Below are 25,299 nucleotides of genomic sequence, written 5' to 3' on the forward strand. Positions count from 1 at the left end.
ACATTAAGTTACGAAATATCACCAAGGTGACAAAGTAAATTGAGGTGATAAAAGGGTGGGTTTTGAGACAGTCTGACGGTCTGGTGTATGAGCAGTAGCGGGTTTTATACAAACACTTTTCGGATTGTAATATACTTTAATTTACATTGAAACCTTTGGATTAAGCACTTAAACCGCTATTGCTTATACACGTTGTTAGCCACTGGCTTTTTCTTCAAATTCTGGGCAATCCAATCGAATTTCGGTTACCTTTAATTCCTTTTGAAGAAGGTTGCAGTAGTTTAATCCATTATCTTTTTGATAAAACGTACACCCAAAGCAAGTCCGTTGGACAGTCAAAATTCCGCTTCGGTTTAATTTATAAATCAGTTCACTTAATGTGCTAAAAAGGCTTACTAATTCACTCTCGTTGAATTTGTCAATATGCTTTTTGAGAGGTTTAGCGAAATCGTTTGTTTCCTTAACCAATTTTTTTCCCAATTCGGTCAGCTGTAGTGAGTAGCTACGACTATCCGAAATTGAAAAGTCTTTTAAAACCATCCCTTTTTTGTCCAAAACCTTTACTGCATCGCTAATGGTTGGCTTGGTTACATTAAACTCTTTAGCTAAATGGCTTACATTACACAATTCCTGTTTGTGGAATGCTATGAAAATCAGTATCTGAATTTGGATTGGGCTTAAGCCTACCAATTTGGCTTTTTCCCACAACAACACCTTAAACACTTCTGAAATTCGTTCCAATCCTGCAACGATTTTGCTCGAAGTATCTATTTCCTGTTGTTTTGGGTTAAATAAGCTATTATCCATAAAAAAGTCCCGTTTGATTGACGGGACAAAGTTAGCAATCCTAATTAATTTAATCGCAGTTTTCCATTTCAATGATGTGAAAGCCAACATTCTCAATAGATGAAATTATCTGTTCGGTAGCTTGTTCGATGTGGCAGAACCTGCATTCTTTTGCCGTTAGATGCTTTGTGGCAAAAGGTTTTGTTTTTAGATATTGCTTTCCGAAACCAAAAATGGTTTCTTCGTCAGTAACTTCATTTGGCACGAGGATGTCAAAATGCATTACTTTTCCGTCTTCTCGCTGAACGTAGGTATCCCAAACTGAAACTTTCATTCTATTGTTTTTTTTACGGTGTAAGGCAATGATAAATCGCCACTTGCAACGCCAAACACTTCGTAAACGCCCAACATTGGCATATCGTCATTGCTCGTGTTCACTTTCATAAAAGCTGTAACACCATCATAGTTAAAATCTGATTGATTGTTCATTCTGTAATTTGGAACGATGAGCTTTATCGTATTTCCCATCGTGGTTACAGAAAACCCTGGTGAGTCCATATACATTGGCATTCCTGGATTTGTTGGTGGTAACACAACCGTTTTGTCCGCTTTTTTGAATTGTTTTACGGAAAGACCACCTGCGACTCTGTCGTCTTTGGTCAAGACCACCCAATGCGGATGCCAAACAAGTCCGTCATTGTCAAAAATCTTGTCGTTGTTCTCGTCCCAAAGCGGTGTGTCGTCAAAATCGGGATGCGATGTTAGTGCAAGTGCAACGATACCATCGGTTTGACCAAACCCTACATCAGTCGGTTTTAAAGTTGTTGGGAACACATAACCCAAAACAGGTGCGCCATCCAATTGTCCTGCCTTTGTTGGTGTAGTTTTTCCTGCTGTTCTGTTAACATCAATTTCCCAAACGGTTATTCCCAAATCAGATTTATGGGTCACACGAACATCTTTTATGGCAAAGTCCTCGTTTTTATATTCACTTTCCTGTGCACAGGACTTTGTTGTGCTGAAAAGCATTGTTGCTGAAAGTAATAATACTATTGATTTCATAATTTTAGATTTTAAAAGTTAGGATTCCATAACAATATTAGGAATCCTAACTATGTAGTTTAAAAATTTTAACCTTTTACATCATCCATTGATGCACCAAAGTTGATGTGTAACGTATTTCCATTTGGTGTTACCAAGGCTGGTACAGATTTTACACCTGCTTTTTCGGCTTCGGTAATTCTCGACCTTTCTTCGCCAATGTGTACCACTTCCACATTTTCTGCTCCGATTAAGTTTACTATGTCCTGTTCTGCACTTACACATACTGGACAACCTGCGTGATAAAAAATTGATTTGCTCATTTTCTGAATGAATTTAAACTGTTATTGCATTATTGCTCTGCAAATATAGTAAGGAATCCTAACTGTACAAATAAAATTTAAGATTTTACATAGACCCAACCTTGCCTTCCCGATTGAAATGTTACCTTTACTCTCTTGTAATCAGCCACTTCATATAAATCTGCTTTCTTTAATTCATCGGTGGAAATTTCGTAGAGTGTTCCGTTTACTCGGTCATTTGGGTCTTTACTTGGAACAGCAATTGGGTGAAACTCCTGTTCGCTTTTTTCAAGAACAGTTTTGTCTGTTATTTGAAGCTGTTCCAATTTAAAGCCTGTTAGTATTTCCTTTGTTCCATTCAGTTCTCGTCCGAACGATTCGAGCTGTACTTTTTCGAGTTGAAGTGTTCCGTATGAAAACAAGAGTTCTTTCAATTGCAGAATGTTTGTTTAGCTTGTGGCTAACAATTGAATATCCGTCATATTACTGATATTCCACATTTGGCATAAAGATAAACCAATTCTTATACACTACTGTTTTAAATAGTGCAACCGTCCAACCCATATAGTCAGTCTACTGTAATTCGCTAAAAGCAATCTCTTTAAAAGAAGTAATTACCTTATCGGCTAGGGTATAATCTTGATTTTTAGAATGTGGACTATCAAACGCTACCGCATAAATACCTGCGCTGTGTGCAGCTTTTATGCCATTGGTAGAATCTTCTATTACCATACAATGCGCTTTGTCGTAACCAGATGCTTCTGCCGCTTTTATAAAAATCTCTGGATGCGGTTTAGATGCTTTTAAGTCTGCCCCACTTAATTTTGCCACAAAATACTGGTCCAAATTAAACCGTTTAAAGACGTTATTTATGCTGGGCATACTGGCAGAACTTGCCAAAACCAAGGTAAGTCCGTTAGCGTAGTAATCCCTAATCAGGTCTAGAACGCCAGGTATAAGTTCTAAATCCGTATCTAGGGCAAAAAGCGACTTAAAGTGTTTGCGTTTGCTGGCTACCAAGTCTTTGGGGTGCGCATCTAGGTTAAATTCGGTCACCAGTTCCTCACAAATAGCCATGGTGGCCTTTCCAGTAAAACTTTGGTATAAAGCAGTAGATACATCTATACCAAATTCTTTGAACATGGCGTGGTAGGCTTTTGTATGCAGAGGTTCAGAATCTATGATTACCCCATCCATATCAAACAAAACTGCTTTTATCATCTTACAACAATTTGGTGTAAAAATAATAGGAATACTAGAGGAAACCCTCTTTTAAGCTACATTATAAAAAGCGCGCCTTAATTTGTGAATATTCACACTAATTCTGTTTAATTTTACGGGGTGATAAATTCAACAATAAAAGAAGTATATGAAAACCTACCCAATAGGTTGGTAGCGCAATATCCTGAATTGCCTTTTGAAAACCATTGCTATTTGCGTATTGCTCTAGATTGGCTATTTAAGGCGAAATGGGATACAAAAATTAACAGACCTGCCTATAAACACCTAACCGAAAAACAAAAGCTGCAACTACAGCTACTTTTAAAAGGTTACTTAACCCATAAAAAACAGCTTTTAGCACATCATAAAGCCTCTCTAACATATAGAAAATCATGGAAAAAACAGCTAACATTACCATTATAGGTGCTGGAGTAAGCGGACTGCTCGCCGCCAAAACTTTGGAAGAAAAAGGCTATAGCCCAACCGTTGTGGAGGCTACGGAAACAGTTGGCGGTAGAGTTAAAACCGATTTTATAGATAGTGTGCCTTTGGACCACGGTTTTCAAGTACTACTTACGGCCTACCCTATGGTACAAAAACACTTGAATTTAGAAGCGCTTAACCTCAACTATTTTAAACCTGGAGCCCTTTTGTTTTCTAACGGTAAAAGAGAACGTATTGGCGACCCACTTCGGGATTTTAGCGCTTTGTGGCCCACCTTGGTTGCAGAAGCGGGTACCTTTAAGGACAAATGGAAAATTTTTAAACTTTCGCTGCAATTAAAACGTACTTCACTAAACGACATTTTTGCATCTAAGGAAACCACTACACTTGCTTTTTTACAAGACTACGGTTTTACGGATAGCATAATCAATAACTTTTTTAAACCTTTTTTCACAGGCATTTTTTTAGAAGAAGAATTACGGACCTCATCCAGAATGTTTCAATTTGTATTTAAGATGTTTGGCGAAGGCCATGCAGCTGTTCCCAAAAATGGTATTGGCGCTGTGGCTCAGCAACTAAAAAACAGTTTAAAACAGACCACATTCCAGTTTAATACCAAAGTAAATTTTTCTGCAACGGGAAAAATCGCAACTGAAAAGGGCGAAACGATTACTACCGATGCAGTCCTCTGTAGCGCTCCGTTGCAAAGCGAAGTAGCCTGGAAAAGTTGCCATAATTTTTATTTTGAAACTTCAGAATGGGCTTTTGAACCCGGTATCATAGGATTACTTACGGCCCCAGAGACCTATGCCAACAACATTAATTACTTGTTCCAAACCAAAACACCCATACTATCGGTTACCGTGGTGAAAGAAAGTACCCATGCTGTAACTGATTTAGAACAATTGGTTCGTAAAGAATTAAAATTACATTGTGCCATAGAAACGGGTAGGCTAGTGAAACACTACCACATTAAAAAAGCATTGCCTGATTTAGAAAACATACGACAAGATTTTACACAGAAAAGGGACTCATCCAATAGCATTTTTATTGGTGACTATACCTTAAACGGCTCCTTGAATGCTGCCATCCAATCTGGAGAAGCAGGCGCCTGTGCAGTAATGAATCAACTACAACACACCTAATGGGTATGCTTGTGTTCTAGCAACATATCAAACGAAACCGTTTTTAAGGCTTTTTCATGGGTAGCCTCTAAAATTACCGGTGGTGCAACATGGGCAACGTAGGCTTCTTTCCAACGAGAAACACACAAACACCATTTATCACCAGGTATTAAACCTGGAAAATTATAATAGGGTATGGGTGTTATTAAATCATTGCCACGGCTTAATCAAAATGCTAAAAACTCTTTGGTCATTAGCGCACATACCACATGCGTACCCGTATCCATATCGCCCGTTTTGCAATAGCCATCCCGGTAAAATCCGGTTTTTGGTGCAAAACAACAAGGCTCTAAAGCGGTACCAAGAACGTTATTGGGCATTGTTTTCTTTTCGATACTTAGTTTCAGCAATGGTTTGCTGGTTTCGTAAGGCTTCAATAATGGACACATCAAAACGCACGCCATCAGCATGCATATCTGCCAAAGGACGCTCAATCATGTAAGGTGTTTTCTTTTTCATAGCAATTTTTTTCCGCTTCACCTTAAAAATAATCATTTTGTTTAATTTATTTGTCTTTTAATTAAACATTTAAGATTGATTTAATAGATGATATACTGAATTGTCTGTAACATTTAGTTTTAATTTGATACCTATCTAAAGCAAAGCTTGGCAATTTTTGTTAGCTTTAAGGCAAGGCAAAGCCTACCATTTTAAACCGTACTAATAACCAAGAAACACCTTTAATACATTGTTGTTTCTACTATAAACCTAAACTCTAAAACATGGATATCTTCGGAAAAATCAAGGAAAAGCTCAGTAATGAATTTATAGATATTATTGAGTGGCTAGACTACACGGACGACACCATTGCACACCGTTTTGAGCGGTACCAGAATGAAATTAAAAACGGCGCCAAACTCATCGTTAGAGAAGGGCAGACGGCAGTTTTTGTAAACGAAGGGCAACTTGCAGATGTGTTTACCCCCGGTACTTATGAGTTAACTACCCAAAACCTACCTATCCTTTCTACTTTAAAGGGTTGGAAATACGGTTTTAACTCCCCTTTTAAGGCCGAAGTTTATTTTGTGAACACCCATTTATTTACCGATGAAAAATGGGGCACTAAAAACCCAATTACCTTAAGTGACGACCGTTTTGGCTTGGTAGAGATACGTGCCTTTGGAACCTATGCCTTCCGTATTTCCGATGCGGGCAAATTTATTATTGATATTGTAGGCACGGATAACAACTTTACCAATTTTGAAATTAACGAGCATTTAAAAAGTTTAATCGCTACCCGATTTACAGACACCGTTGGCGAGGCCAATTTACCCATTGAACTGTATGCCGCCAATACCACAGAGCTTTCTGAAACGTGTAAGGAAGTAATGGCTCCCGAGTTCCAAAGTGTAGGTATTTCTTTAGAAAAATTCTACATAGAAAATGTTTCTATGCCAGAGGAACTTAAGAAAGAAATTTTTGAATATAGCCGCATAGACAAGTTAGATTTAGATAAGCTAACCAAGTTCAAAGCTGCCAAAGCTATTGAAGCTGCTGCCCAAAACGAAGGCGGAACCGCCGGTGCCGGTATGGGTATGGGCATGGGCTTTGTTTTGGCGCAACAAATGGGCGGTTTAATGAATCCGCAAATGGGCGGCCAAGCTGTTGCGCAGCAGCCTGCTACAACTGGCGCCGTACCCCCACCAATGCCGGTACAGGTACAATACTTTTATGCGGCCAACGGCACACAACAAGGTCCGGTTACGTTTGACCAATTAAAAACCTTATTTGCCAACCGTACCATTAATAGGGAAAGTTTGGTGTGGAAACAGGGCATGAGCAATTGGGCGCAGTTACAAGAAGTAGAAGAATTAAAGTCCTTCTTAGGAGGTAACACGCCTCCACCACTACCGCCAACAGCGTAATTAGCATATTTTATAAAACTAATTCATGGGCAGCAGCTTTGCTGCTGCTCACTTATAAAAACCAAAGCATACCCAGCTCATGGAAGCGGTGAATACTCAACAAACCGAACTTAAAAAACCCTGCATCAACTGTGGTGCAGAAATGAAATATAGCCCAGGCACTAAAAGTGTCTTGTGCGAATATTGTGGCCATACCGAAGAAATTCATTTAGACGAAAATGGTTTTGAAGAGCTAGAGCTGTATCCCTACCTTAAGGAAATGGGGGCGCAACGCCACTCCGAAGAAATTTCCATGCTCAATTGTAAAAATTGTGGTGCTACCCAGCATGTAGAAGAAAATTACAAATCGCTACACTGTGTATACTGTAGCATGCCTTTGGTTTTAGAAGACCAGTATAAAGAAGAATGGATTTTGCCGGGTGCCGTATTGCCTTTTCAAATAGATAAACAAAAGTCCTTTCAAATCTTTAAAAAATGGGTTAATTCACTTTGGTTTGCACCAGACAACTTAAAAAAAGCGGCATTAGACCCGCAATTTACCAAAGGATTGTATTTACCCTATTGGACGTTTGATGCCCAATTACAAGCCCAATATTCTGGTCAGCGTGGTGAGTATTATTATGAAACCAAACGGGTACGTAACAGCAATGGTAAAATGGTAAACCAGCGGGTACGGAAAACACGTTGGTATCCAGCCTCTGGCAGCGTAGCTGGTTTTGTAGACGATACTTTAGTGGAAGCTAGTAAGCAAAGAAAGGGCCGAGTTCCCAGTAAAATTGCTAGGTGGAACCTCAACTTATTACAGCCTTTTAACAGTAGCTTTTTGCGTGGTTTTGTAACCGAAAAATATACCATTCCCTTATCCCAAGGGCATTTGGCTGCCAAGGGCGAAGCTAAACGGATTGCAGAACGCTGGTGCAGACAAGATATTGGTGGAGATACCCAACGGGTAAGCAGTATGGATGTGCAATTATCAGAGGAAACGTTTAAGCACATCTTACTACCCGTTTATGTAAGTTCTTACCGGTATAACGGAAAGGAATATAACTTTTTTGTTAATGGCGAAAATGGAACCATTTCTGGTTCTAGACCGTATAGTGCTTGGAAGATATTTTTTGCCGTTTTAGTAGGGCTTATTATCATAGGAATTCTAGTAATAGTTGGCAGATAGCTTTCCATATATTTAATTTAGATTAAACCATTTTTTGAAAGCATTACCTACCAAAACCAACCGATTACATGCACTAGATGCGCTGCGCGGTATTATGATGTTATTGGGTATTGTATTACACAGCGCACTAACATATTCGGTTACCCCACATGGTGATGCTTGGTCTATTAAAGACCCTAATAGCACTAGTTTGGCAACGGACTTTCTGGTGTTACTGATTCATACCTTTAGAATGCCGCTATTTTTTATGGTGGCTGGCTTTTTTGGGGCGCTTCTTTTTTATGAAAGGTCTGCCCTAAAAATGATTAAAAACAGGTTTTCTAGAATAGTCTTACCCTTTATAGTGTTTCTAAGTCTTTTATGGCCTGTTATTGTTTTTGCTTTTGGGTATACCCACGGGGTGTTTCTAGCTAAACCAAAACCTCTAAAACATGCTTTGAGAATGTTATCATCCATACAGGATTTTATTCCAAAAAGCACCTCACATTTATGGTTTTTGTACTATTTAATGCTTATCACAATAGCCACTGTTCTCATCGCTTTACTATTAAGAACGCTACCTATATTAAAGATTAAAACAAAAGCGGTATTTAAGGCTATTCTTAAAAACCCTTTGATAAGAATCATCAGTTTAGCAACTATAGTTGGTCTATTGTTAAAAGTATTTGGCAGCAGCATGGTTGCTACTTCCGTGTCTTTAGTACCAGATTACCATACCTTCTCTTATTATTTTATATTTTATTTGCTTGGTTGGTTGGTCTACGCCTCCAAAGAACCCTTAACCCTATTTGTAAAATACAGCTGGCTCACTACGGGTCTTGCTGTTGTTTTTTCTATTGCTGAGGGTTTAATAATAACGGCCTATAATTTAAACCCTAGTGGAAACTCCAACCTACTCATTGCGTTTAGCGCAATTATTGTTAGCCTATTTATTTTTGGTTTAACAGGTTTGTTTGTACGCTATGCCAGTACACATTCTCCTAAACTACGGTACATTTCAGACGCTTCGTATTGGGTGTACCTCATTCACCTACCCATAACCGTGCTCATCCCCGCAGCACTTGCAAACTTATCCTTACCTGCATTAATAAAGTTTTTTATAGTGATTCTAGTCACCGGAGTTATTTGCTTTGTGAGCTACCATTACCTAGTACGAAACACCTTTATTGGTAAATTTCTGAATGGAAAAAGGTTTCCTTTAAAAGCGGTTCAAGACTAATACTGTCTGAACAAACTATGTTTTTACCAGCAATAGCTTTATAAAAACTACTAATCATTCGTAAAACTCATTTAAATTTTAAAAAACGACAGGATATTTTACAATATGTTAAAATAAACCCAAAAATTAATAGTTTAACTTAGTGACAAACCGATAATTATTGTTTCTAAATATATATACGTTTTAAATCTAGTAGTATGAAAATCAAATTAATCGCAATTCCAGTCCTAGCAATTGGTCTACTAACCGTTTCTTGTAAAGACAACAAAAAAGCAGAAGAAGAAATGGTTCAAAAACAAATTGAAACCATAGAATCTGTAGAAGAATCTGTGGATAGCACCATTACAGAAGTCCATGAAAAAGCGGTAGAGGTAGAAGAAATGATTCAAGAATTAGATAGTTTATAATTTAACATAAAACACAAACCATGAAAAAAATAATTATTGCAGCATTAGTGCTTTTGGCATGTTCTTTTAGTATGCAAGCGCAAGGCAAATCTCAAGAAGCTAAAGGTAAAGCCAAAGAAATGAGGGCTAAAGGCAAAGACAAAGCCGATAAACTTAAGGACGATGTAGAAGCGGAAACGGAAGAACTACAGGAAAAAGGCCAAAAAGGGAAAGAAAAAGCCCAAGAAATGAAGGAGAAGGCCAAAGGGAAGGCTGATGAAGCCAAAGACCGTAAAGATGAGCTAGACGAAGAGTTAGAAGATATGGATGAAGCTGCTTCTAAAAAAATTAAGGAGAAAAAAGAAAAATTAAAGGAAGCTAAAGAAAATAAAGGCAATGCCTATGGCAAAGCAAAAGGCGAAATGTCTGGTAAAGAGTTTGGTGCCTATAGAGCTTCTATGGCGAAAGAAAAAATAAAGGAGAGTGAGGCTACTTTAAATGAAGATGAAGCTATTTTAAGAAAAGGACGCCGTTCTGTAGAAGATGCTAAAAAGCGTGTAGAAGAGCAGAAGAAAAACAAAAAGGCTTCTCCTGAAGAAATTAGCATGAAGGAAGAAAAGATTAAAAAAGCGGAAGAAAAACTAGATGAGCTAGAGGTTTCTATTAAACGCGGAAAAGAAAAAATAAAAGAGAAGACGGAACAATTGAAAAAAGTTGGCACCCCTGTAGAGCAATAAAAAATAAAAAATCCCCGAAATTTCGGGGATTTTTATTTTTATTCAAACACCAGACAAACGGGACTATCCAAGGCTACCTCATGCAAAAAATTTAAAGTACCTTCTTTTTCATCTCGTTTAAACACGGTAATATTATTGCTCTTTTTATTCGCTACCAAAACAAACTTACCGTCTGGAGAAAGGGTAAAGTTTCTTGGCCAATCGCCTTCCACAGAAGTCCTGCCCACTAGACTAATTTTTCCAGTAGCTTTGTCAATTTTAAAAATTACCAAGGTGTTTTCTCCTCGGTTGCTCCCATACAAGAATTGCCCATCTGGACTCATATGAATATCCGCACAGGGGTGTGGACCAGCATAATCGGGGTCGATGGTGCTTTCTGTTTGCAAGGGCTGAAACTTACCTAATGCGTCTCTTTTAAATACCGTTAATGTTGCATTAAGTTCGTTGATAACGTACATAAAATTTCTGCTTTCATCAAAAACAAAATGTCTTGGACCAGCTCCTTTGTCTAAAGTTAAAGCCTCTTGCTCAGCAGGCACCCAACCATAAGGTTGTTTTGTATATCTTTTTACTTGGTCTAAGCCTAGGTCTGCAGCAAATAATCCATCCGCATTAAAATGAGCCATATGCACATGGCTTATGCCCGTAGTGTCTGGCGGATTATGATTAATTAATTGTCGGTCTCCTAATTGTCCATCTTCTAACAAATCAAAAATAGCCAGATTGCCCCCAGAATAGTTAGAGACTGCCAATTGACCAGATGGCGAATAGGCCACATGGCAAGGATTTGCCCCACCTGTTGCTTTCGCATTTAGCTTTTTTAACCCTTCGTTGGTCACCGCCAACGCCACAACACCACCGCTATCCCCGCCAAAGTCCGAAGACTCTTCTACAGCATACATCATTTTACCATCATAAGATAAAGTTAAAAAGGAAGGACTGTTTAGCTTTACCTCTAACTTTAAAGAATCTAAGGCACCCGTTATCGGATTAAATTGGATAGAATAAATGCCTTCGCTGCTACCGTTAGTATACGTACCTATATATATTTTTTGCATCTCTTGTGGTTTTTCTTTTTTACAAGCAGTAAATAATAAAAGTACTACGGCTAAAATGTGGTATTGCATTTTCATGTTTAGTGTGGTTTGTGGGCTTCTAAAGTAACTATTTCTAGCTAAAACCAAAGCAACCATTAACGTTCTTTATCTTTACGCCGTGGATAAAGACAGTATCATCTTAATTCTATGTAGCCTTGGTATTGCGCAAGGACTATTTTTGTGTGGTTATTTACTCAGTCTTAAAAAGGGGAATGTACTTGGCAATCAACTCCTGTCTTTAATACTCATTGGTTTAGTACTACGTATTGGCAAGTCTATTTTACATGTTTATATAGACCTAAGCCCTTGGCAACGTAACATTGGCTTGGGCGGCATACTACTGGTGGGGCCTAGTCTTTGGTGGTATGGAAAGGTGCTGCTTTTTAAATTAAAATCATTACCCAAAAGTGCTTACCTACACTTTATACCTTTTGGTCTATTTGAGTTGTTTTGTTGGTTAATTCCCAACGATGGTCAACTATGGGCCTATCTAACGTATTACGCCGTATTTGTACATTTAGCCATCTATATAGTATTGGCGATTCGCACCTTAAAATTTGGTAGCCCTTTGGCTTCCAAAGTTGCTATACGATGGTTTAGAAACTTGGTAATTGGTGTAGGTCTAATTTGGTTCTTTTATATCGGTAATATTTTAGGTATTGTCCCTTTTTACATCGGAGGAGCTCTTTTCTTTTCTTTTTTGGTATACGTGTTTTCTTTTTTAATGTTGAAACAGCACACCTTTACGCTAGAAAAATATGTGAACACAACTGTAGACCCCAAGGAGGTACGCCTTATCATCAATAAATTAGAACGGCTATTTACAACCGAAGCAACGTACCTACAACCCAACATGAATTTAGCTAGTGTTGCAGAACAATTACAGGTAACGCCTAGAGCATTGTCCCAAGCCATAAATGAAGTTTTGCACATGAATTTTTCGGAATATGTAAACTCCCATCGCATTAATAAAGCAAAACAACTTTTGGTACACCCTGATTATGCAGAAGAAAAAATTGCAACCATTGCTTACGATGTTGGTTTTAACAATCCTACTTCCTTTAATATTGCTTTTAAAGCAATAACCAAGATAACGCCCACACAATACAAGAAAGGCCACATTGCAGCGGTAAAATCATCTTAAAAATCATGATTTTTAAAGTTCAACCATGCTAAAAAAGGCAGTTTTGGCAAAAACAATTCTATGCGTTATTTGCTGTCACTGCTTTCCGTTTTCTTTCTGAATTGCATTACCAAAGATGCCACACCCGTATTTAAACCTGTACCTATTCCGGTAAAGAAAGTAGTTGTTGAAGGCTTAAACAAACCTTGGAGTATTGCCTTTTTATCAGAAGAAATAGCCTTGGTATCCGAGAAAAATGGTGCTTTGGTAAAAGTGAATTTAACCTCCCAAACAAAGACTAGCATCAAAGGTTTTCCAACGGATTTAAAAGATAGTATAGGAGCTGTAGATTTTGGTGACAATGCTGGTATTTTTGATGTATTAATAGACCCTAATTACAACCAAAATAAGCGAATCTTTATAGCCTATGCCGCTGAAAAACCTAATATAGGCAGCACTACCAAATTTATTTCCGCACGTTTAGCAAACGATTCGCTAACAGCTATCCAGACTATTTTAGTCGCTGCACCTTTTACTCAAGACAACTTTCATTATGGTGGCGGTATGGCTATTGGTACAGACCAAAAATTATACCTAACGGTAGGAGAACGTTTGTATTGGGAAGATGACGAGCCTACCACGCCTATTGCGCAGGATTTAAACGACCCCAGAGGTAAAATACATCGGTTTAACCTAGATGGGAGCATTCCAAAAGATAATCCCCTTATAGGTAAGGATGCTATTGCCAGTATTTACGCCTTTGGAATAAGAAACGCACAAGGCATCGCTCTAAATCCAAGCACCCAATCTTTGTGGTTTACAGAGCATGGCACCATACAAGGAGACGAGCTTGATCTTTTACAATCTGGTGGCAACTATGGCTGGCCTAGCAGAACCACCGGCAAATTACGGAGTAAGACCTATAAACCCCCTGTATTAGCAGACGGTAGTGTAGTTGAACCAGTCTGGTATTGGCAACATACGGTGGCGCCCACTGGCTTATGCTTTTATACAGGAACTACCTTTCCACAGTGGACCAACAGTCTATTTGTTCCTGGACTTTCTAGAGGGAGTCTATGGCGATTTAAACTGGATGAGGATGTACCCATTTCTGCAGAAGAATTGTTCTTAGATAGTCGAGTACGTTCTCGTAAAATAGCTCAAAGCCCTGCGGGTAAACTATACCTACTTACGGATGAAGAAAACGGAAAAATCATTGAAATAAAACCTAAAACAAACGAATTATGAAAAAAGTATGTATCGTCTTAACCCTATTCATTTCACTACTAAGTTTCGGCCAGAACGAGGTGGCTGCCATAACCACAACGCTAAATTTATACTTAGAAGGTTCTTCTTATAATTATCCAGAAAAAATCACTGAAGCTTTTTATAAGGATGCGCCTCTATTCTTATCCAAACCAGACCAAGAAATATGGCTTGTTAGTCCAGAAGCGTATGCTGGGTTTTACAAAAACAAAGAAAAAGGAGCGTATAACGGCAGGGCTACAAAAGTGCTTTCTATAGAAGTATTAAATGATATCGCCCTAGCAAAAGCGGAAATATATTTTGAAAAAACAAAAGATACTTATGTGGATATATTCTTGCTTAAAAAGCTATCAGGGACTTGGAAAATTATTAGCAAGGCAGCTACCAATACTACTCAAAACGAGTAATTAGTGCAATGTTCTTTTCACTTCTTTATATAAATAGATACCGGTGACAATTGTAGCAAGTACATCTGCTATAGAAAAAGACATCCATACGCCCAATTCTCCATAGATGGATGGCAACATTAAAATTAGCGGTATAAAAAAAATGCCTTGTCTGGTAAGCGTTAAAATTAATGCAGGAACAGCCTTGCCAATTGCCTGAAAATAAGCGGCTCCTATTAACTGCAAAGCAATTATAGGTGTAGCCAAAAATACCAAACGCATTGCTAGCGGTATGTGTTCCAAAACATAGGCGTTGATGGCCAAGGCTTGTTCATCTAAATCTGGCCTATCACTTAAAAATAACTGGGCAATTTCTTTGGGAAAAACCATTAAAATCACAAAAACCAATGTGGCAACCAAAGCGGCATATTTAATAGCGGTAATTATTGTTTTCTTTACCCGATCATATTTTTCTGCACCATAATTAAAGCCAGCAATTGGTAAAAAGCCCTGTGTAACCCCAAAAACAGGAAATAAGGCAAACATGAGCATACGCCCAATAATGGCATAAACCGCAACTAATGGCTCACCACCTAGATTAAAGAGAATATTATTCATTATTAAATACGTAACACTAGTAACTGCTTGTCTAGAAAGGGTTACAAAACCCAGAGAGCCTATTTCTTTTAAAATGGGTGCTTGTAATTTAAAATGCTGTGGACTTAGTTTTAATTCTGAATGTGAAGAAAGAAAAAAATAGAGTACATAGCCAAAACATAGCAAGTAGCCAGCAGTAGTAGCCCATGCAGCACCTTCCATACCCCAATTAAAAACATAAATAAAAATATAGTCTAAAAACAGGTTGCCAATGGAAGGAATTATCATGGCAATCATCGCAAATTTAGGTTTGCCTTCCGCTCGGATAACGGTATTACCCATCATACATAAGGCTAAGAAGGGCACCCCATATAATACTATTACATAGTACACTTTAGCTGGGTCAAAAATAGAACCTTTACCTCCAAAAGCAGGTATTAGTACATCTACAAAATAGAGTCCTAAAACCACCATAGATACGGTTACCAATAAGGTTAAGGTAATTTGATTGCCGAAGGTTTGTAAGGCTTTTTCTTTTTGACCTGCTCCTAGCGCTCTAGAAATTATACTAGACCCGCCAATACCTATGGCCATACCTAGAGCTGCTATGAAGAAAGAAACAGGTAAAACTACGTTAATAGCAGCGATTGCCATGGGGCCAATCCAGTTACCAACAAAAATAGAATCTACTAGGACATTGATAGACATTACTAAAATCCCGATAGAAGCTGGCACTGCCTGTTTTACCAGTAACTTACCAATGGGCGCTGTACCCAACTCTTCTGAAGAAACTTTGGCCATAGTCTATTTTTTGCCAAAGATACGTCTTAAAACAGCCTAAGCCATTTGTAACTTTTCTTTGTTTTCTTTTAATTGAGCGGCTATACTTGACCATAAATTGATGCGCTGTTGTAAAGCCTCTTTAGATACTTGTAATACCTCTTGCCACTTATGTTCATCCTCTCCACAGAGTTCAGTAATCATCTTTAAAGCCAAAGGACCATGCTCATCACCATCTAATTCTATATGTCTATTTAAATAGTACTTCATCTTAGGAAAAACAAGCTCACCGTTACGCTCTGCACCTGCAATAATATTTAAGAACATATCTGGGATTACATCTTCCCTACCAAAGGTAAAAGCTGCAGCGATAGTATGCACTTTATCTTCTTTTATAACATTGAAAGAAAAGTTTAAAAACGATTTTTCTGCAGCATTCAAAGGGGATGAATTTATATAACCCTGGATAGTTTCTAAATCTTTTATTCCCAGTAAAAATTGAGTTATCTGCTTAGTATTAGCCCCTACCTCTTCCATAGCATCTAAATACATGCTAAAGTGACTTTTAGGAACACCCAACTCATTGACATCCGTTTCTTCTTCTAAAACAATTTCATTAATAAACCGAGCAGTGGTACTATTGTTCACAGGTAACCAAGGCACTTGAGTACAGGTTAGCTTACGCTGTAATGCTTTAAGGAGCGACATAAAATCCCATACGGCGTACACATGGCTCTCCATAAAGCATTGAATGTCCTTTACATCCTCTAGTAAACTGTACAACTCGTGGTTTTTTAACGCTTCGCGCTGTGGCAATAGTGCTGTCTCAATTTGTTCAATCCTCGTCATTGTATCTTATCGTCTTTAATAAAAGCTTATCTAATATGCATTTGTGGCAAAGCATCTGTTGCCTGCCAATCCTTAATCCATTGAGTCATTAGGTCTACCCAATCCTGTCTATCATTTAGACATGGAATATGAATGTAATCCGTACCGCCTGCTTCCATAAATTCTTCTTTGCCCTCCATGGCAATCTCTTCTAAGGTTTCCAGGCAATCACTTACAAAGGCAGGGGTAATAACGGCCAATTTGGTCTTGCCCTCTTTTGCCAAACGTTCAAATTCAAAATCGGTATATGGTTTTAGCCACGGATCGTTGGGTAATCTAGATTGAAAGGAAGAACTTACCTTGTCTCTTGGCAAACCTAGTTCCTTAATTACCAATTCCGTAGTATCATAGCACTGATGGCGATAACAAGTCTGGTGTGCCACCGAATTAGTTTGGCAACAACTACCATCTATTTTACAATGAAACTTTGTGGGGTCAGACTTTCTAATATGTCTTTCTGGAATACCATGATACGAAAACAATACATGGTCATAGGCAAACTGGTCTAATTGCTCCTTTATGCTTGCCGCCAATACCTTTATGTAATCTGAATTACTATAAAAAGCAGGCAAAGTAGTGACCTTCATTTTAGGAAAATGTACCGATTGGTCTTCCAGTGCTTTTACCACAACTGTTTCATAGGAAGACATGGCATAATGCGGGTATAATGGCACCAATAACACCTCTTCTACTCCTTTATTGTGCAACTCTTGCAATCCTTCTTTAATACTACCACTACCATAGCGCATACCTAAAGCCACAGGCATGTCTAATTGCGCTGCTACTTTACTCTTAAAACGCTCAGAAATTACTATAAGAGGAGAGCCTTCTTCCCACCAAATTTTAGAATATGCTGCTGCGGATTTTTTAGGTCTTGTTTGCAAGATGATGCCCCGCACTATAATATTACGTAAGATTGGATTTACATCTATTACGCGTTCATCCATTAAAAACTCGTCCAAATACGGTTTTACATCTTTAGGGGTAGGACTATCTGGGGAACCCAGATTTACAAGAAGTACACCTTTTTTCATTGCTCTTTTTTTTCTGGATACAAAAATACAACAAGCCAGCGTATTCGTTAAGATGGGGTTAAATTGTTTTTTTATAGGCCATAAACAAAATTTATATGACGATAAAATCCTATATTTTGCAGAGACACTAAAACTATGAATGCTTTTTTATCTTCCTTACAAAAAGAATCCCTACTGTTTTTTGTAGCCACCTTAGTGCTTTTAATGTGTGTTTACGCCCTACTTTCTTATATTTTAAGAAGGTTTGGCAAACATCCCAAGTATTTATTGCCAAAGGGTACCTTTAAAAGGTTATCCATACCCATTATATTAATCTTACTTTCTATTTTAGTAAGAACACGTTCTTTTAGAAATTTACTCAGCTTAGAGCAATACGATTATTGGTTTAAAAAAGGCAGTACACTCCTTTTTATTTTTGCGTTTACCTGGCTTGTTATAATCCTAATTAAAGTTAGCAAGCAGGTAATTTTAAGCAGATATGATGTTGGTTCTGCCAACAACCTAAAGGCTAGAAAGGTTTACACGCAATTTACCATACTGGAGCGCATTGCCATATTTGTCATTGTTTTATTTGCCATGGGTGGTGCTTTAATGACTTTTGACGAAATACGGGAGATTGGCGTAAGCGTTTTTGCATCTGCAGGTGTAGCAGGTATCATCATTGGGTTTTCTGCCCAGAAATTTATCGGTACTATTATTGCAGGCATACAAATAGCCATTGCACAACCTATAAAATTAGATGACGTAGTTATTGTTGAGGGCGAATGGGGCCGTATTGAAGAAATAACACTTACTTACGTGGTTGTAAAAATTTGGGATAAGCGCCGCTTAATTGTACCTACCCCCTATTTTATAGATAAACCGTTTCAAAATTGGACCAAAACATCTTCTGAGATTTTAGGTACCGTATTTCTTTATACCGATTACAACGTACCGTTTGACAAACTACGTGAGGAATTAACGCGAATTTTAGAAAATACAGATTTATGGGATAAAGAAGTTAACGTCTTACAAGTAACAGATACCAAGGCCAATTATGTAGAAATACGTGCTTTAATGAGCGCTAAAGATTCTCCCACGGCTTGGGATTTACGTGTTCATGTACGCGAGAAACTGATTACCTATTTACAACAAAATTACCCTGAAAGCATTGCTCGTAATCGTGTGCTTCTTTGGGATAAAACAACTAATGAAAATGAGAATGAAGTTTAGCTTTATCTTATCCCTACTATACTGCTTAACACTACAAAGTCAAAGGGTTTATCAACCAAAAGACAGCATCCTTCTTAGTCAGAAGATAGCAGCCTTGCCTGATTATAAAAGTTTAACTTTAGAAAAAACGATTTTAGCGATTGGCAAAACCTATCTAGAAACACCTTACGTGGAGCAAACTTTAGAGGTAGCTGCTGATGAACCTTTAGTTATTAATCAGCAAGGCCTAGATTGTACCACTTTTTTAGAAAATGTATTGGCATTGGCACACACGGCACAACAGGATACTATTAATTGGGAACAATTTGTATCTACCTTAGAAACCATTCGGTATAGAAATGGTATTCGTGATGGCTATACTTCTAGATTACATTATTTTACAGAATGGATTAAAGACAACCAAAGAAAGGGTCTAGTTAAAGATATCACTAATGAACTAGGAGGTATTTCTCTTGAAAAATCCATCAATTTTATGGGTACTCATAGAGATTTATATCCACATTTAAAGGACAATGATGCTAATTACCAGAAAATTTTAGCGGCTGAATCTCAATTGGCAATGGAAGAAATATGTTATTTGCCACAAAATAAAATACGAAAAGCAGAAGCAAACTTGCAAACAGGAGATATTGTAGCCCTTGCCACTAATATCAAGGGCTTAGACGTAACCCATACCGGTATTCTTGTAAAAAAACCGAATGGTAGAATTTATTTATTACACGCCTCTAGCAAACAAAAAAAAGTGGTACTAAGTACGGTACCACTGGTAGATTACCTTAAGAGTATAAAGAGCAATATAGGTATAATTGTTGCTCGTCCTGTTTAATTTTCTTCTTGCCGGTCCATACACCAAAGCAGCGCTTCTAACAAGTGTTTTCTAAAGTGTGGCTCGTCAAAGGTAGCATCAGTATGGCCACTTCCGGTATAAAAGGCACGGCCGCCATCAAACTCATGATACCAAGCTATTGGATGGTTGTCTCCGTTAGTTCCGCCTTCATAACTTGTTTCGTCTAACTTCATCAAAACATTAATATCCGGATTTATATTCTTATAGTTATACCATTCGTCCGTACGTTCCCAAACACTAGGCAAGTGTGCTGTACAGGCATGCATTTTATCAACTACATTTATTCTAGCTGTTCTAACATTAGGATTGTTAGGATGACCCGCAAAGTAAGCACCTACCAACTTTCCATACCAAGGCCAATTATATTCTGTATCTGCAGCTGCATGTATGCCCATAAAACTACCGCCACCTTGTATATAGCGCTCAAAAGCCTTTTGTTCTTGGTCATTTAACACGTCCATAGTAGTATTTAAAAACACTACGCATTTATAGTTTTTTAGGTTTTCCAAGTTAAAATCTGCCGAAGTTTCTGTTTGCAAAACGATGAAACCATTTTCACGACCAATTTCTCTTAGGGTTTTTACTCCTTTTTCTATACTCTTATGCCTAAAACCAGCCGTTTTAGTAAAGGTTAATACCAACTCTGGAATCCTTGCCTCTTTAAATTTAGGATTGCTGTATTGCGCTGTAAGGTGTTGGCCCATAAAAACTACGGCCAACAATAGGGTAACTAACTTACTCATCTGTTATGTTTTAATAATGGAAGTTAAATATTTTTTAGGTGTAGTACCATATTTCTTTTTAAATGCAGCAATAAAATGACTAGCGGTACTATAACCCACTTTTAGGCCCACCTCGTTGACATTGTATTTACCGGATTCTAGCATTTGCCGCGCTAAATCCATTTTGTGGTCTAATAGGTATCCGTAAACAGAATCGCCATAAATCTGTTTAAATCCTTCTTTAAGTTTTTTAAGACTTAAGTTAATTTCTTCAGACAGCGCCTGCAGTGTCGGCGGTTCCATCATACGTTCTATAATAATGTCTTTCGCCTTTTTAATTTTACGCACGTTGTCTTCATCGGCTAAAAAGGGACATTGTTCCAAATCGGCATCCTCATTTCTGTTGAAATAAAGCGCTAACAACTCATACACTTTTCCCTTTACATACAATTTTTTAATAGAAGGATGCAGGTTATAGTGCATTAATTGACTAAGTACTACCGCCATTCCCGGAGTTAGCATCTCTTGGGCATAGTACTTTTTTTCACTATACGTTTCACTTAAAAAAGGGATTGCATTAGTATCCTGAGAAAAAAGGGAGTGGAATTTACGTATGGTCATCACCACAGAAAATACCCAACTATTGGGATTAAGTTTTAAGTGAATAGGTAAATCTTTCTGTGTATTGTATAATAATAATGAGTTTTCATCAGAAACATTTAAGTGGTAATTGCCTTGGTTAAAAAAGAACTTACCACTTCCTTTTAAGCTAAAATGAAACTGAATAAAACTACTGCTCAATTCATGATACACCTCTTTTTCTGTTTCTGTATCATTCTGAATTTTAAGCACATAAAAGTCTGGCTCCACAAACACCTGTTCATAAGCACCAATTGCGTTATTTTCTTCCATAGGAGTGCGATTTTAACTGCAGCGTAAATTTATTTAGAACTGCTCTAAATAATTTATAAGTCGATAAAACACCAGTAAAAATGATGCTTAACAAAAATAACGATAAAAGGGAAAGACAGTAAAAATCTACCGACAAAAATGGTACGGATAGCGTTATTTTTTAGTTAATGCACCTTGTATCTTTGCCGCTCAGGTTTTTGAGTAAATGAAGAATTACCATCTTTCTAGGCATAGTTCTTTCTACGCTATTGGTCTAAGCTATAAAAAAGCAGATGCCGAAACTAGAGGAAAGTTTAGTCTAGATGTTCCAAAAATAGACAGTATTACCCGTGACGCCAAGGCGCAAGGCGTAGACGGTCTATTGGTTATCTCTACCTGTAACCGTACAGAAATGTATGGATTTGCCCAGCACCCTTTTCAATTAATTAAAATTCTCTGTGAACATACTAAAGGTAACGTAGAAGAATTTCAAGAGGTGGCTTATGTGCATAAAAACCAAGATGCCATCAGTCATTTATTTAGGGTCGGCACCGGTTTAGACAGTCAGATTTTGGGAGATTTTGAGATAATCTCGCAAATAAAGCAAAGTTTTTATCGCGCTAAGAAACATCAAATGGCCAATCCATTTTTGGAACGTCTTTGCAATTCTGTTATACAAGCAAGTAAACGGATAAAAAATGAAACAGAGATTTCTTCTGGAGCTACATCTGTATCCTTTGCCTCTGTAAAATATATCCTAGAACACATCCCAGCTATTGAAGAAAAAAACATTTTGCTTTTTGGCACAGGTAAAATTGGAAGAAACACCTGCGAAAACTTAATTAAGCATACCGGTAATAGCCACATCACGCTAATTAATAGAACTAAGGAAAAAGCTGAAAAAATTGGAGGTAAATTTCATTTAACGGTAAAAGATTTTGGCGATTTACAGACTGAAATAAGAAAAACAGATGTTCTTGTAGTAGCTACAGGGGCGCAATTACCTACCGTTTCTAAAGCCCTTATCCACAACAAAAAACCACTATGGATTTTAGACTTATCCATCCCAAAAAATGTGGCAGATGATGTGGAAGAATTGGAACACGTAACCTTAGTACATTTAGACCAATTATCTAAAATTACTGACGAAACTTTAGCTATGCGCAAACAGTACATTCCTAAGGCAGAAGCTATAATCAAGGATATACAGCAAGAGTTTTCGGCCTGGTTAGAAACTAGAAAGTTTGCCCCAGTCATTAAGGCCTTAAAGAATAAGCTAAAAACCATCAAAGAAGAAGAGCTTAATTTTCAATCTAAAAAACAGCAAAACTTTGATGAAAAACAGGCAGATATGGTGTCAGAACGTATCATTCAGAAAATCACCAAACAGTTTGCCAATCATCTAAAAAATGACGCCGTGGATACCGAAGAGAGTCTACAACTGATCCAACAGGTGTTTCAATTGGAAATTGAAAAAAAATGAAAAAGCCCATCCGTATTGGAACCAGGGATAGCGAACTTGCCCTCTGGCAAGCAGAAACCGTACAACAAAAGCTAGAAGCTTTAGGCTATGATTGCATTTTGCACCCGGTAAAATCTACAGGAGATATTATTCTAGACAAACCTTTATACGAGCTTGGTATCACTGGTATTTTTACCAAAACTTTAGATGTTGCTTTAATCAATGGTGATATTGATATTGCCGTACACTCTATGAAAGACGTGCCAACTGCTCTGCCAAAAGGCATGATACAAACCGCCGTTTTAGAGCGTGAAGTTACTACCGATGTCCTAATCCACAAAGGCACCCATTTTTTAAAGGATGAAGACGGTAAAGCCACAATAGCTACTGGTAGTTTAAGAAGACGCGCACAGTGGTTGCACAAATATCCAAACCATGCCGTTACGGATTTAAGAGGCAATGTAAATACACGCTTGGTAAAACTGATTGAGAACAATTGGCAGGGAGCTATTTTTGCACAAGCAGGTCTAAAACGCATTAAATTGTTGCCTAAAGATGCGGTAGAGTTAGATTGGATGATTCCTGCGCCTGCTCAAGGAGCTATGGTCATTGTTGCCCTAGAGGCTAACACAGATGCTGTTAATGCTTCTAAAATGTTAAACCATGCAGAAAGTGAATTGGCTACCACTATAGAGCGGGAGTTTCTAAGAAGATTAGAAGGTGGCTGTACCGCTCCCATTGGAGCTTTAGCAACCGTAATAGACCAAGAGGTACAATTTAAAGGATGCTTACACGCACTAGATGGGACAGAAGTATTACAGGTAGAAAAAACACTTTCATTATCAGAAGCGAAGGGAATGGGAATCCATTGCGCCGATGAAATTTTAGCCAAAGGTGGTAAGGAGTTGATGCAAAAAATAAAAGATGAGCAAAACAATCCTATCGACTAAAATTTTAAAACCACACCAACAAGAACTTATTCTAAATTCAGGTTTGGGGTATGTTGCCTATGATGGCATTACTATAAATTTTATACCGATTGTTTTAGACTTTAATACAGACTTCTTTATCATCACTAGTAAAAACAGCGCTAAGGTTTTAGTAAATTACGTAAACACTCATTTAGAGAAAGAAAAAGGCCAAAACATTCCTGTATGCTGTGTTGGGGACAAAACAGCGGATTACTTAAAATCTCATGGATTCACTATAGCCGAACAGGCTAATTTTGGAACCGAATTAGCAGAACGTATACAGCAACATTATAAAGCCGCGTCTTTTACTTTCCTCTCTGGTAATTTAAGACATAATGCTATTCCAACAGCGTTACAGGAAAATAATATTCAGTACAAAGAAGTTACTTGCTATATCACAAACCTTGCACCCAAAAAATTTGAGCGAAGTTTTGATGGCGTGCTATTTTTCAGTCCCTCTGGTGTTCAAAGTTTCACCAGAGCAAATACATTAAAGGAGACAGAAGCCTTTTGTATTGGTCGTACAACAGCTGCAGAAGCTAGGAAATATACCGAAAAGATTATTATTGCAACAAAGCCTACTATAGAAAACGTAATTGTACAGGCGATAAAAACATTAAACTATGCTTAAAAACGATTTGTTCCTTAGAGCTCTTAAAGGTGAAACGGTAGACAGACCCCCTGTTTGGATGATGCGCCAAGCCGGGCGTTATTTGCCGGAGTTTATGGAATTAAAACACAAGTACGATTTTTTTACGAGATGTCAAACCCCAGAGTTAGCATCAGAAATTACCGTGCAACCCATTAAAAGGTATGGAATGGATGCTGCTATTTTGTTTAGTGATATTTTGGTAATTCCACAGGCTATGAATATAGATGTAGAGATGAAACCCAACTTCGGTCCGTACCTACCGAAACCAATTAGAACCACTAAAGATTTAGAACATGTTGTGGTACCAGATATACATGATAGTTTAGGTTATGTGCTAGATGCGATTAAAATGACCAAAGAAAAACTGAATGACGAAGTACCTCTAATTGGTTTTGCAGGTTCCCCATGGACAATTTTGTGTTATTGCGTACAAGGGCAGGGTTCTAAAAGTTTTGACATGGCTAAAGGCCTATGTTTTTCTGACCCAAATACAGCACATAGCTTGTTACAGAAAATTACTGACACTACCATTGCCTATCTAAAAGAAAAGGTAAAAGCTGGGTGTAATGCAGTTCAAGTTTTTGATTCTTGGGGCGGTATGTTGTCTCCCACAGATTACCAAGAATTTTCTTGGCAATACATTCAACAAATTGTAGATGCCTTGAAAGATTTAGCACCTGTTATCGTATTTGGTAAAGGTTGTTGGTTTGCTTTGAATGATATGGCAAAATCTGGAGCTTCTGCCCTAGGTGTAGATTGGACCTGCTCTGCAAAAAACGCTCGGTATTTAACAGGTGGTAATATTACGTTACAAGGTAATTTTGATCCTTCTAGATTGTTATCACCACCTAAAGAAATTAAGAAGATGGTCACCCAAATGATTCGTGAATTTGGGAAAGATAAATACGTGGTAAATCTAGGTCATGGTATTCTACCTAACATACCTTTAGAAAATGCAGGAGCATTTATAGAGGCTGTAAAACAATTCAAAGAATAATTTATACCATAAGTTATA

At 37.8% G+C, this 25,299-nt stretch carries 29 protein-coding genes and 1 pseudogene; 16 read left to right on the forward strand and 14 right to left on the reverse strand.

The window, feature by feature from the left end:
- Positions 1–195: 195 nt before the first annotated feature.
- The 6 genes from FBT53_RS05440 to FBT53_RS05465 all read right to left on the reverse strand — a co-directional run bounded on the left by FBT53_RS05440 (position 196) and on the right by FBT53_RS05465 (position 3,350).
- A complete protein-coding gene (locus FBT53_RS05440) occupies positions 196–807 on the reverse strand; it encodes a MarR family winged helix-turn-helix transcriptional regulator (RefSeq protein WP_136950593.1) in 612 nt (203 codons plus the stop codon).
- Positions 808–856: 49 nt separating this feature from the next.
- Positions 857–1,120, reverse strand: a complete 264-nt coding sequence (locus FBT53_RS05445) for a DUF2024 family protein (RefSeq protein WP_136950165.1) — start codon at positions 1,118–1,120, stop codon at positions 857–859.
- Positions 1,117–1,848 carry a hypothetical protein gene (locus FBT53_RS05450; RefSeq protein WP_136950166.1) on the reverse strand — a complete coding sequence of 244 codons (732 nt, stop codon included), beginning with the start codon at positions 1,846–1,848 and terminating at the stop codon, positions 1,117–1,119. Before FBT53_RS05450 ends, FBT53_RS05445 begins: the two co-directional genes overlap by 4 nt.
- 68 nt (positions 1,849–1,916) lie before the next feature.
- Positions 1,917–2,150, reverse strand: coding sequence for a thioredoxin family protein (locus tag FBT53_RS05455; protein WP_136950167.1), 234 nt, complete (start codon positions 2,148–2,150; stop codon positions 1,917–1,919).
- Positions 2,151–2,227: 77 nt separating this feature from the next.
- Positions 2,228–2,563 (reverse strand): gamma-glutamylcyclotransferase family protein, encoded by a 336-nt coding sequence (locus tag FBT53_RS05460; protein WP_136950168.1) that lies wholly within the window; start codon positions 2,561–2,563, stop codon positions 2,228–2,230.
- 139 nt (positions 2,564–2,702) lie between these two features.
- Complete coding sequence (locus FBT53_RS05465; protein WP_136950169.1) at positions 2,703–3,350, reverse strand: HAD family phosphatase; 648 nt, start codon at positions 3,348–3,350, stop codon at positions 2,703–2,705.
- Between the two features lie 120 nt (positions 3,351–3,470).
- Between FBT53_RS05465 and FBT53_RS05470 the strand changes: the two genes are divergently transcribed.
- Positions 3,471–3,773, forward strand: a complete 303-nt coding sequence (locus FBT53_RS05470; protein WP_240729770.1) for an acetyltransferase — start codon at positions 3,471–3,473, stop codon at positions 3,771–3,773.
- Positions 3,743–4,939, forward strand: coding sequence for an FAD-dependent oxidoreductase (locus FBT53_RS05475; protein ID WP_136950170.1), 1,197 nt, complete (start codon positions 3,743–3,745; stop codon positions 4,937–4,939). Before FBT53_RS05470 ends, FBT53_RS05475 begins: the two co-directional genes overlap by 31 nt.
- Here FBT53_RS05475 and FBT53_RS05480 read toward each other — a convergent pair.
- Positions 4,936–5,298: pseudogene (locus FBT53_RS05480) on the reverse strand (DUF2237 family protein). The gene FBT53_RS05475 and the pseudogene FBT53_RS05480 overlap by 4 nt on opposite strands.
- Positions 5,288–5,437: a hypothetical protein gene (locus FBT53_RS16065; protein WP_157832792.1), complete on the reverse strand. Its 150-nt coding sequence runs from the start codon at positions 5,435–5,437 to the stop codon at positions 5,288–5,290. Before FBT53_RS16065 ends, FBT53_RS05480 begins: the two are co-directional and overlap by 11 nt.
- A gap of 263 nt (positions 5,438–5,700) precedes the next feature.
- On the opposite strand from FBT53_RS16065, the gene FBT53_RS05485 reads away from it, so the two are divergent.
- The 5 genes from FBT53_RS05485 to FBT53_RS05505 all read left to right on the forward strand — a co-directional run bounded on the left by FBT53_RS05485 (position 5,701) and on the right by FBT53_RS05505 (position 10,356).
- Positions 5,701–6,843 (forward strand): SPFH domain-containing protein, encoded by a 1,143-nt coding sequence (locus FBT53_RS05485; protein WP_136950171.1) that lies wholly within the window; start codon positions 5,701–5,703, stop codon positions 6,841–6,843.
- Between the two features lie 79 nt (positions 6,844–6,922).
- Positions 6,923–8,014, forward strand: coding sequence for a DNA helicase PriA (locus tag FBT53_RS05490; protein ID WP_136950172.1), 1,092 nt, complete (start codon positions 6,923–6,925; stop codon positions 8,012–8,014).
- Positions 8,015–8,048: 34 nt separating this feature from the next.
- Positions 8,049–9,233 (forward strand): acyltransferase family protein, encoded by a 1,185-nt coding sequence (locus tag FBT53_RS05495; protein WP_240729772.1) that lies wholly within the window; start codon positions 8,049–8,051, stop codon positions 9,231–9,233.
- Between the two features lie 197 nt (positions 9,234–9,430).
- Entirely contained in the window at positions 9,431–9,640 is a 210-nt protein-coding gene (locus tag FBT53_RS05500; RefSeq protein ID WP_136950173.1) for a hypothetical protein, read from the forward strand.
- Between the two features lie 20 nt (positions 9,641–9,660).
- Positions 9,661–10,356 carry a hypothetical protein gene (locus FBT53_RS05505; protein ID WP_136950174.1) on the forward strand — a complete coding sequence of 232 codons (696 nt, stop codon included), beginning with the start codon at positions 9,661–9,663 and terminating at the stop codon, positions 10,354–10,356.
- Between the two features lie 38 nt (positions 10,357–10,394).
- On the opposite strand, the gene FBT53_RS05510 is transcribed toward FBT53_RS05505, so the two are convergent.
- Entirely contained in the window at positions 10,395–11,489 is a 1,095-nt protein-coding gene (locus FBT53_RS05510; protein WP_240729773.1) for a lactonase family protein, read from the reverse strand.
- 82 nt (positions 11,490–11,571) lie between these two features.
- Between FBT53_RS05510 and FBT53_RS05515 the strand changes: the two genes are divergently transcribed.
- The 3 genes from FBT53_RS05515 to FBT53_RS05525 are packed head-to-tail and all read left to right on the forward strand — an operon-like array spanning position 11,572 to position 14,249.
- Positions 11,572–12,597, forward strand: coding sequence for an AraC family transcriptional regulator (locus FBT53_RS05515; RefSeq protein WP_136950176.1), 1,026 nt, complete (start codon positions 11,572–11,574; stop codon positions 12,595–12,597).
- 60 nt (positions 12,598–12,657) lie between these two features.
- The gene (locus FBT53_RS05520) at positions 12,658–13,824 is read left to right on the forward strand and encodes a PQQ-dependent sugar dehydrogenase (RefSeq protein WP_136950177.1); all 1,167 of its coding nucleotides are present in this window, start codon (positions 12,658–12,660) and stop codon (positions 13,822–13,824) included.
- Positions 13,821–14,249 carry a nuclear transport factor 2 family protein gene (locus FBT53_RS05525; RefSeq protein ID WP_136950178.1) on the forward strand — a complete coding sequence of 143 codons (429 nt, stop codon included), beginning with the start codon at positions 13,821–13,823 and terminating at the stop codon, positions 14,247–14,249. The genes FBT53_RS05520 and FBT53_RS05525 overlap by 4 nt, the downstream gene beginning before the upstream one ends.
- Here the strand turns inward: FBT53_RS05525 and FBT53_RS05530 are convergent, their stop codons facing one another.
- Genes FBT53_RS05530 through hemH form a run of 3 tightly spaced genes read right to left on the reverse strand, consistent with a single transcriptional unit; the run spans position 14,250 to position 17,527 of the window.
- Positions 14,250–15,626, reverse strand: a complete 1,377-nt coding sequence (locus tag FBT53_RS05530; RefSeq protein ID WP_136950179.1) for an MATE family efflux transporter — start codon at positions 15,624–15,626, stop codon at positions 14,250–14,252.
- 36 nt (positions 15,627–15,662) lie between these two features.
- Entirely contained in the window at positions 15,663–16,454 is a 792-nt protein-coding gene (locus FBT53_RS05535) for a DUF3050 domain-containing protein (protein ID WP_136950180.1), read from the reverse strand.
- A 26-nt stretch (positions 16,455–16,480) separates the two neighbouring features.
- Positions 16,481–17,527 carry a ferrochelatase gene (gene hemH, locus FBT53_RS05540; RefSeq protein ID WP_136950181.1) on the reverse strand — a complete coding sequence of 349 codons (1,047 nt, stop codon included), beginning with the start codon at positions 17,525–17,527 and terminating at the stop codon, positions 16,481–16,483.
- A 135-nt stretch (positions 17,528–17,662) separates the two neighbouring features.
- On the opposite strand from hemH, the gene FBT53_RS05545 reads away from it, so the two are divergent.
- Positions 17,663–18,739 (forward strand): mechanosensitive ion channel family protein, encoded by a 1,077-nt coding sequence (locus FBT53_RS05545; RefSeq protein WP_136950182.1) that lies wholly within the window; start codon positions 17,663–17,665, stop codon positions 18,737–18,739.
- A complete protein-coding gene (locus tag FBT53_RS05550; protein WP_240729774.1) occupies positions 18,723–19,565 on the forward strand; it encodes an N-acetylmuramoyl-L-alanine amidase-like domain-containing protein in 843 nt (280 codons plus the stop codon). The genes FBT53_RS05545 and FBT53_RS05550 overlap by 17 nt, the downstream gene beginning before the upstream one ends.
- Here the strand turns inward: FBT53_RS05550 and FBT53_RS05555 are convergent.
- Complete coding sequence (locus tag FBT53_RS05555; protein WP_136950184.1) at positions 19,562–20,329, reverse strand: ThuA domain-containing protein; 768 nt, start codon at positions 20,327–20,329, stop codon at positions 19,562–19,564. The genes FBT53_RS05550 and FBT53_RS05555 overlap by 4 nt on opposite strands.
- Positions 20,330–20,332: 3 nt before the next feature.
- Complete coding sequence (locus tag FBT53_RS05560; protein ID WP_136950185.1) at positions 20,333–21,220, reverse strand: helix-turn-helix transcriptional regulator; 888 nt, start codon at positions 21,218–21,220, stop codon at positions 20,333–20,335.
- A 205-nt stretch (positions 21,221–21,425) separates the two neighbouring features.
- Here FBT53_RS05560 and hemA point away from each other — a divergent pair, with 205 nt between their 5' ends.
- From hemA to hemE, 4 genes are read left to right on the forward strand one after another with little or no spacing between them, the layout of a single operon-like run.
- Positions 21,426–22,682, forward strand: a complete 1,257-nt coding sequence (hemA, locus tag FBT53_RS05565; protein WP_136950186.1) for a glutamyl-tRNA reductase — start codon at positions 21,426–21,428, stop codon at positions 22,680–22,682.
- A complete protein-coding gene (gene hemC, locus FBT53_RS05570) occupies positions 22,679–23,611 on the forward strand; it encodes a hydroxymethylbilane synthase (RefSeq protein WP_136950187.1) in 933 nt (310 codons plus the stop codon). Before hemA ends, hemC begins: the two co-directional genes overlap by 4 nt.
- Positions 23,586–24,263, forward strand: coding sequence for a uroporphyrinogen-III synthase (locus tag FBT53_RS05575; protein ID WP_136950188.1), 678 nt, complete (start codon positions 23,586–23,588; stop codon positions 24,261–24,263). Before hemC ends, FBT53_RS05575 begins: the two co-directional genes overlap by 26 nt.
- Positions 24,256–25,281, forward strand: coding sequence for a uroporphyrinogen decarboxylase (gene hemE / locus FBT53_RS05580; RefSeq protein WP_136950189.1), 1,026 nt, complete (start codon positions 24,256–24,258; stop codon positions 25,279–25,281). Before FBT53_RS05575 ends, hemE begins: the two co-directional genes overlap by 8 nt.
- Positions 25,282–25,299 lie beyond the last annotated feature (18 nt).

It is taken from the genome of Flavobacterium sp. ASW18X (genome assembly GCF_005144745.1).
Classification (GTDB): Bacteria; Bacteroidota; Bacteroidia; order Flavobacteriales; family Flavobacteriaceae; genus Croceivirga.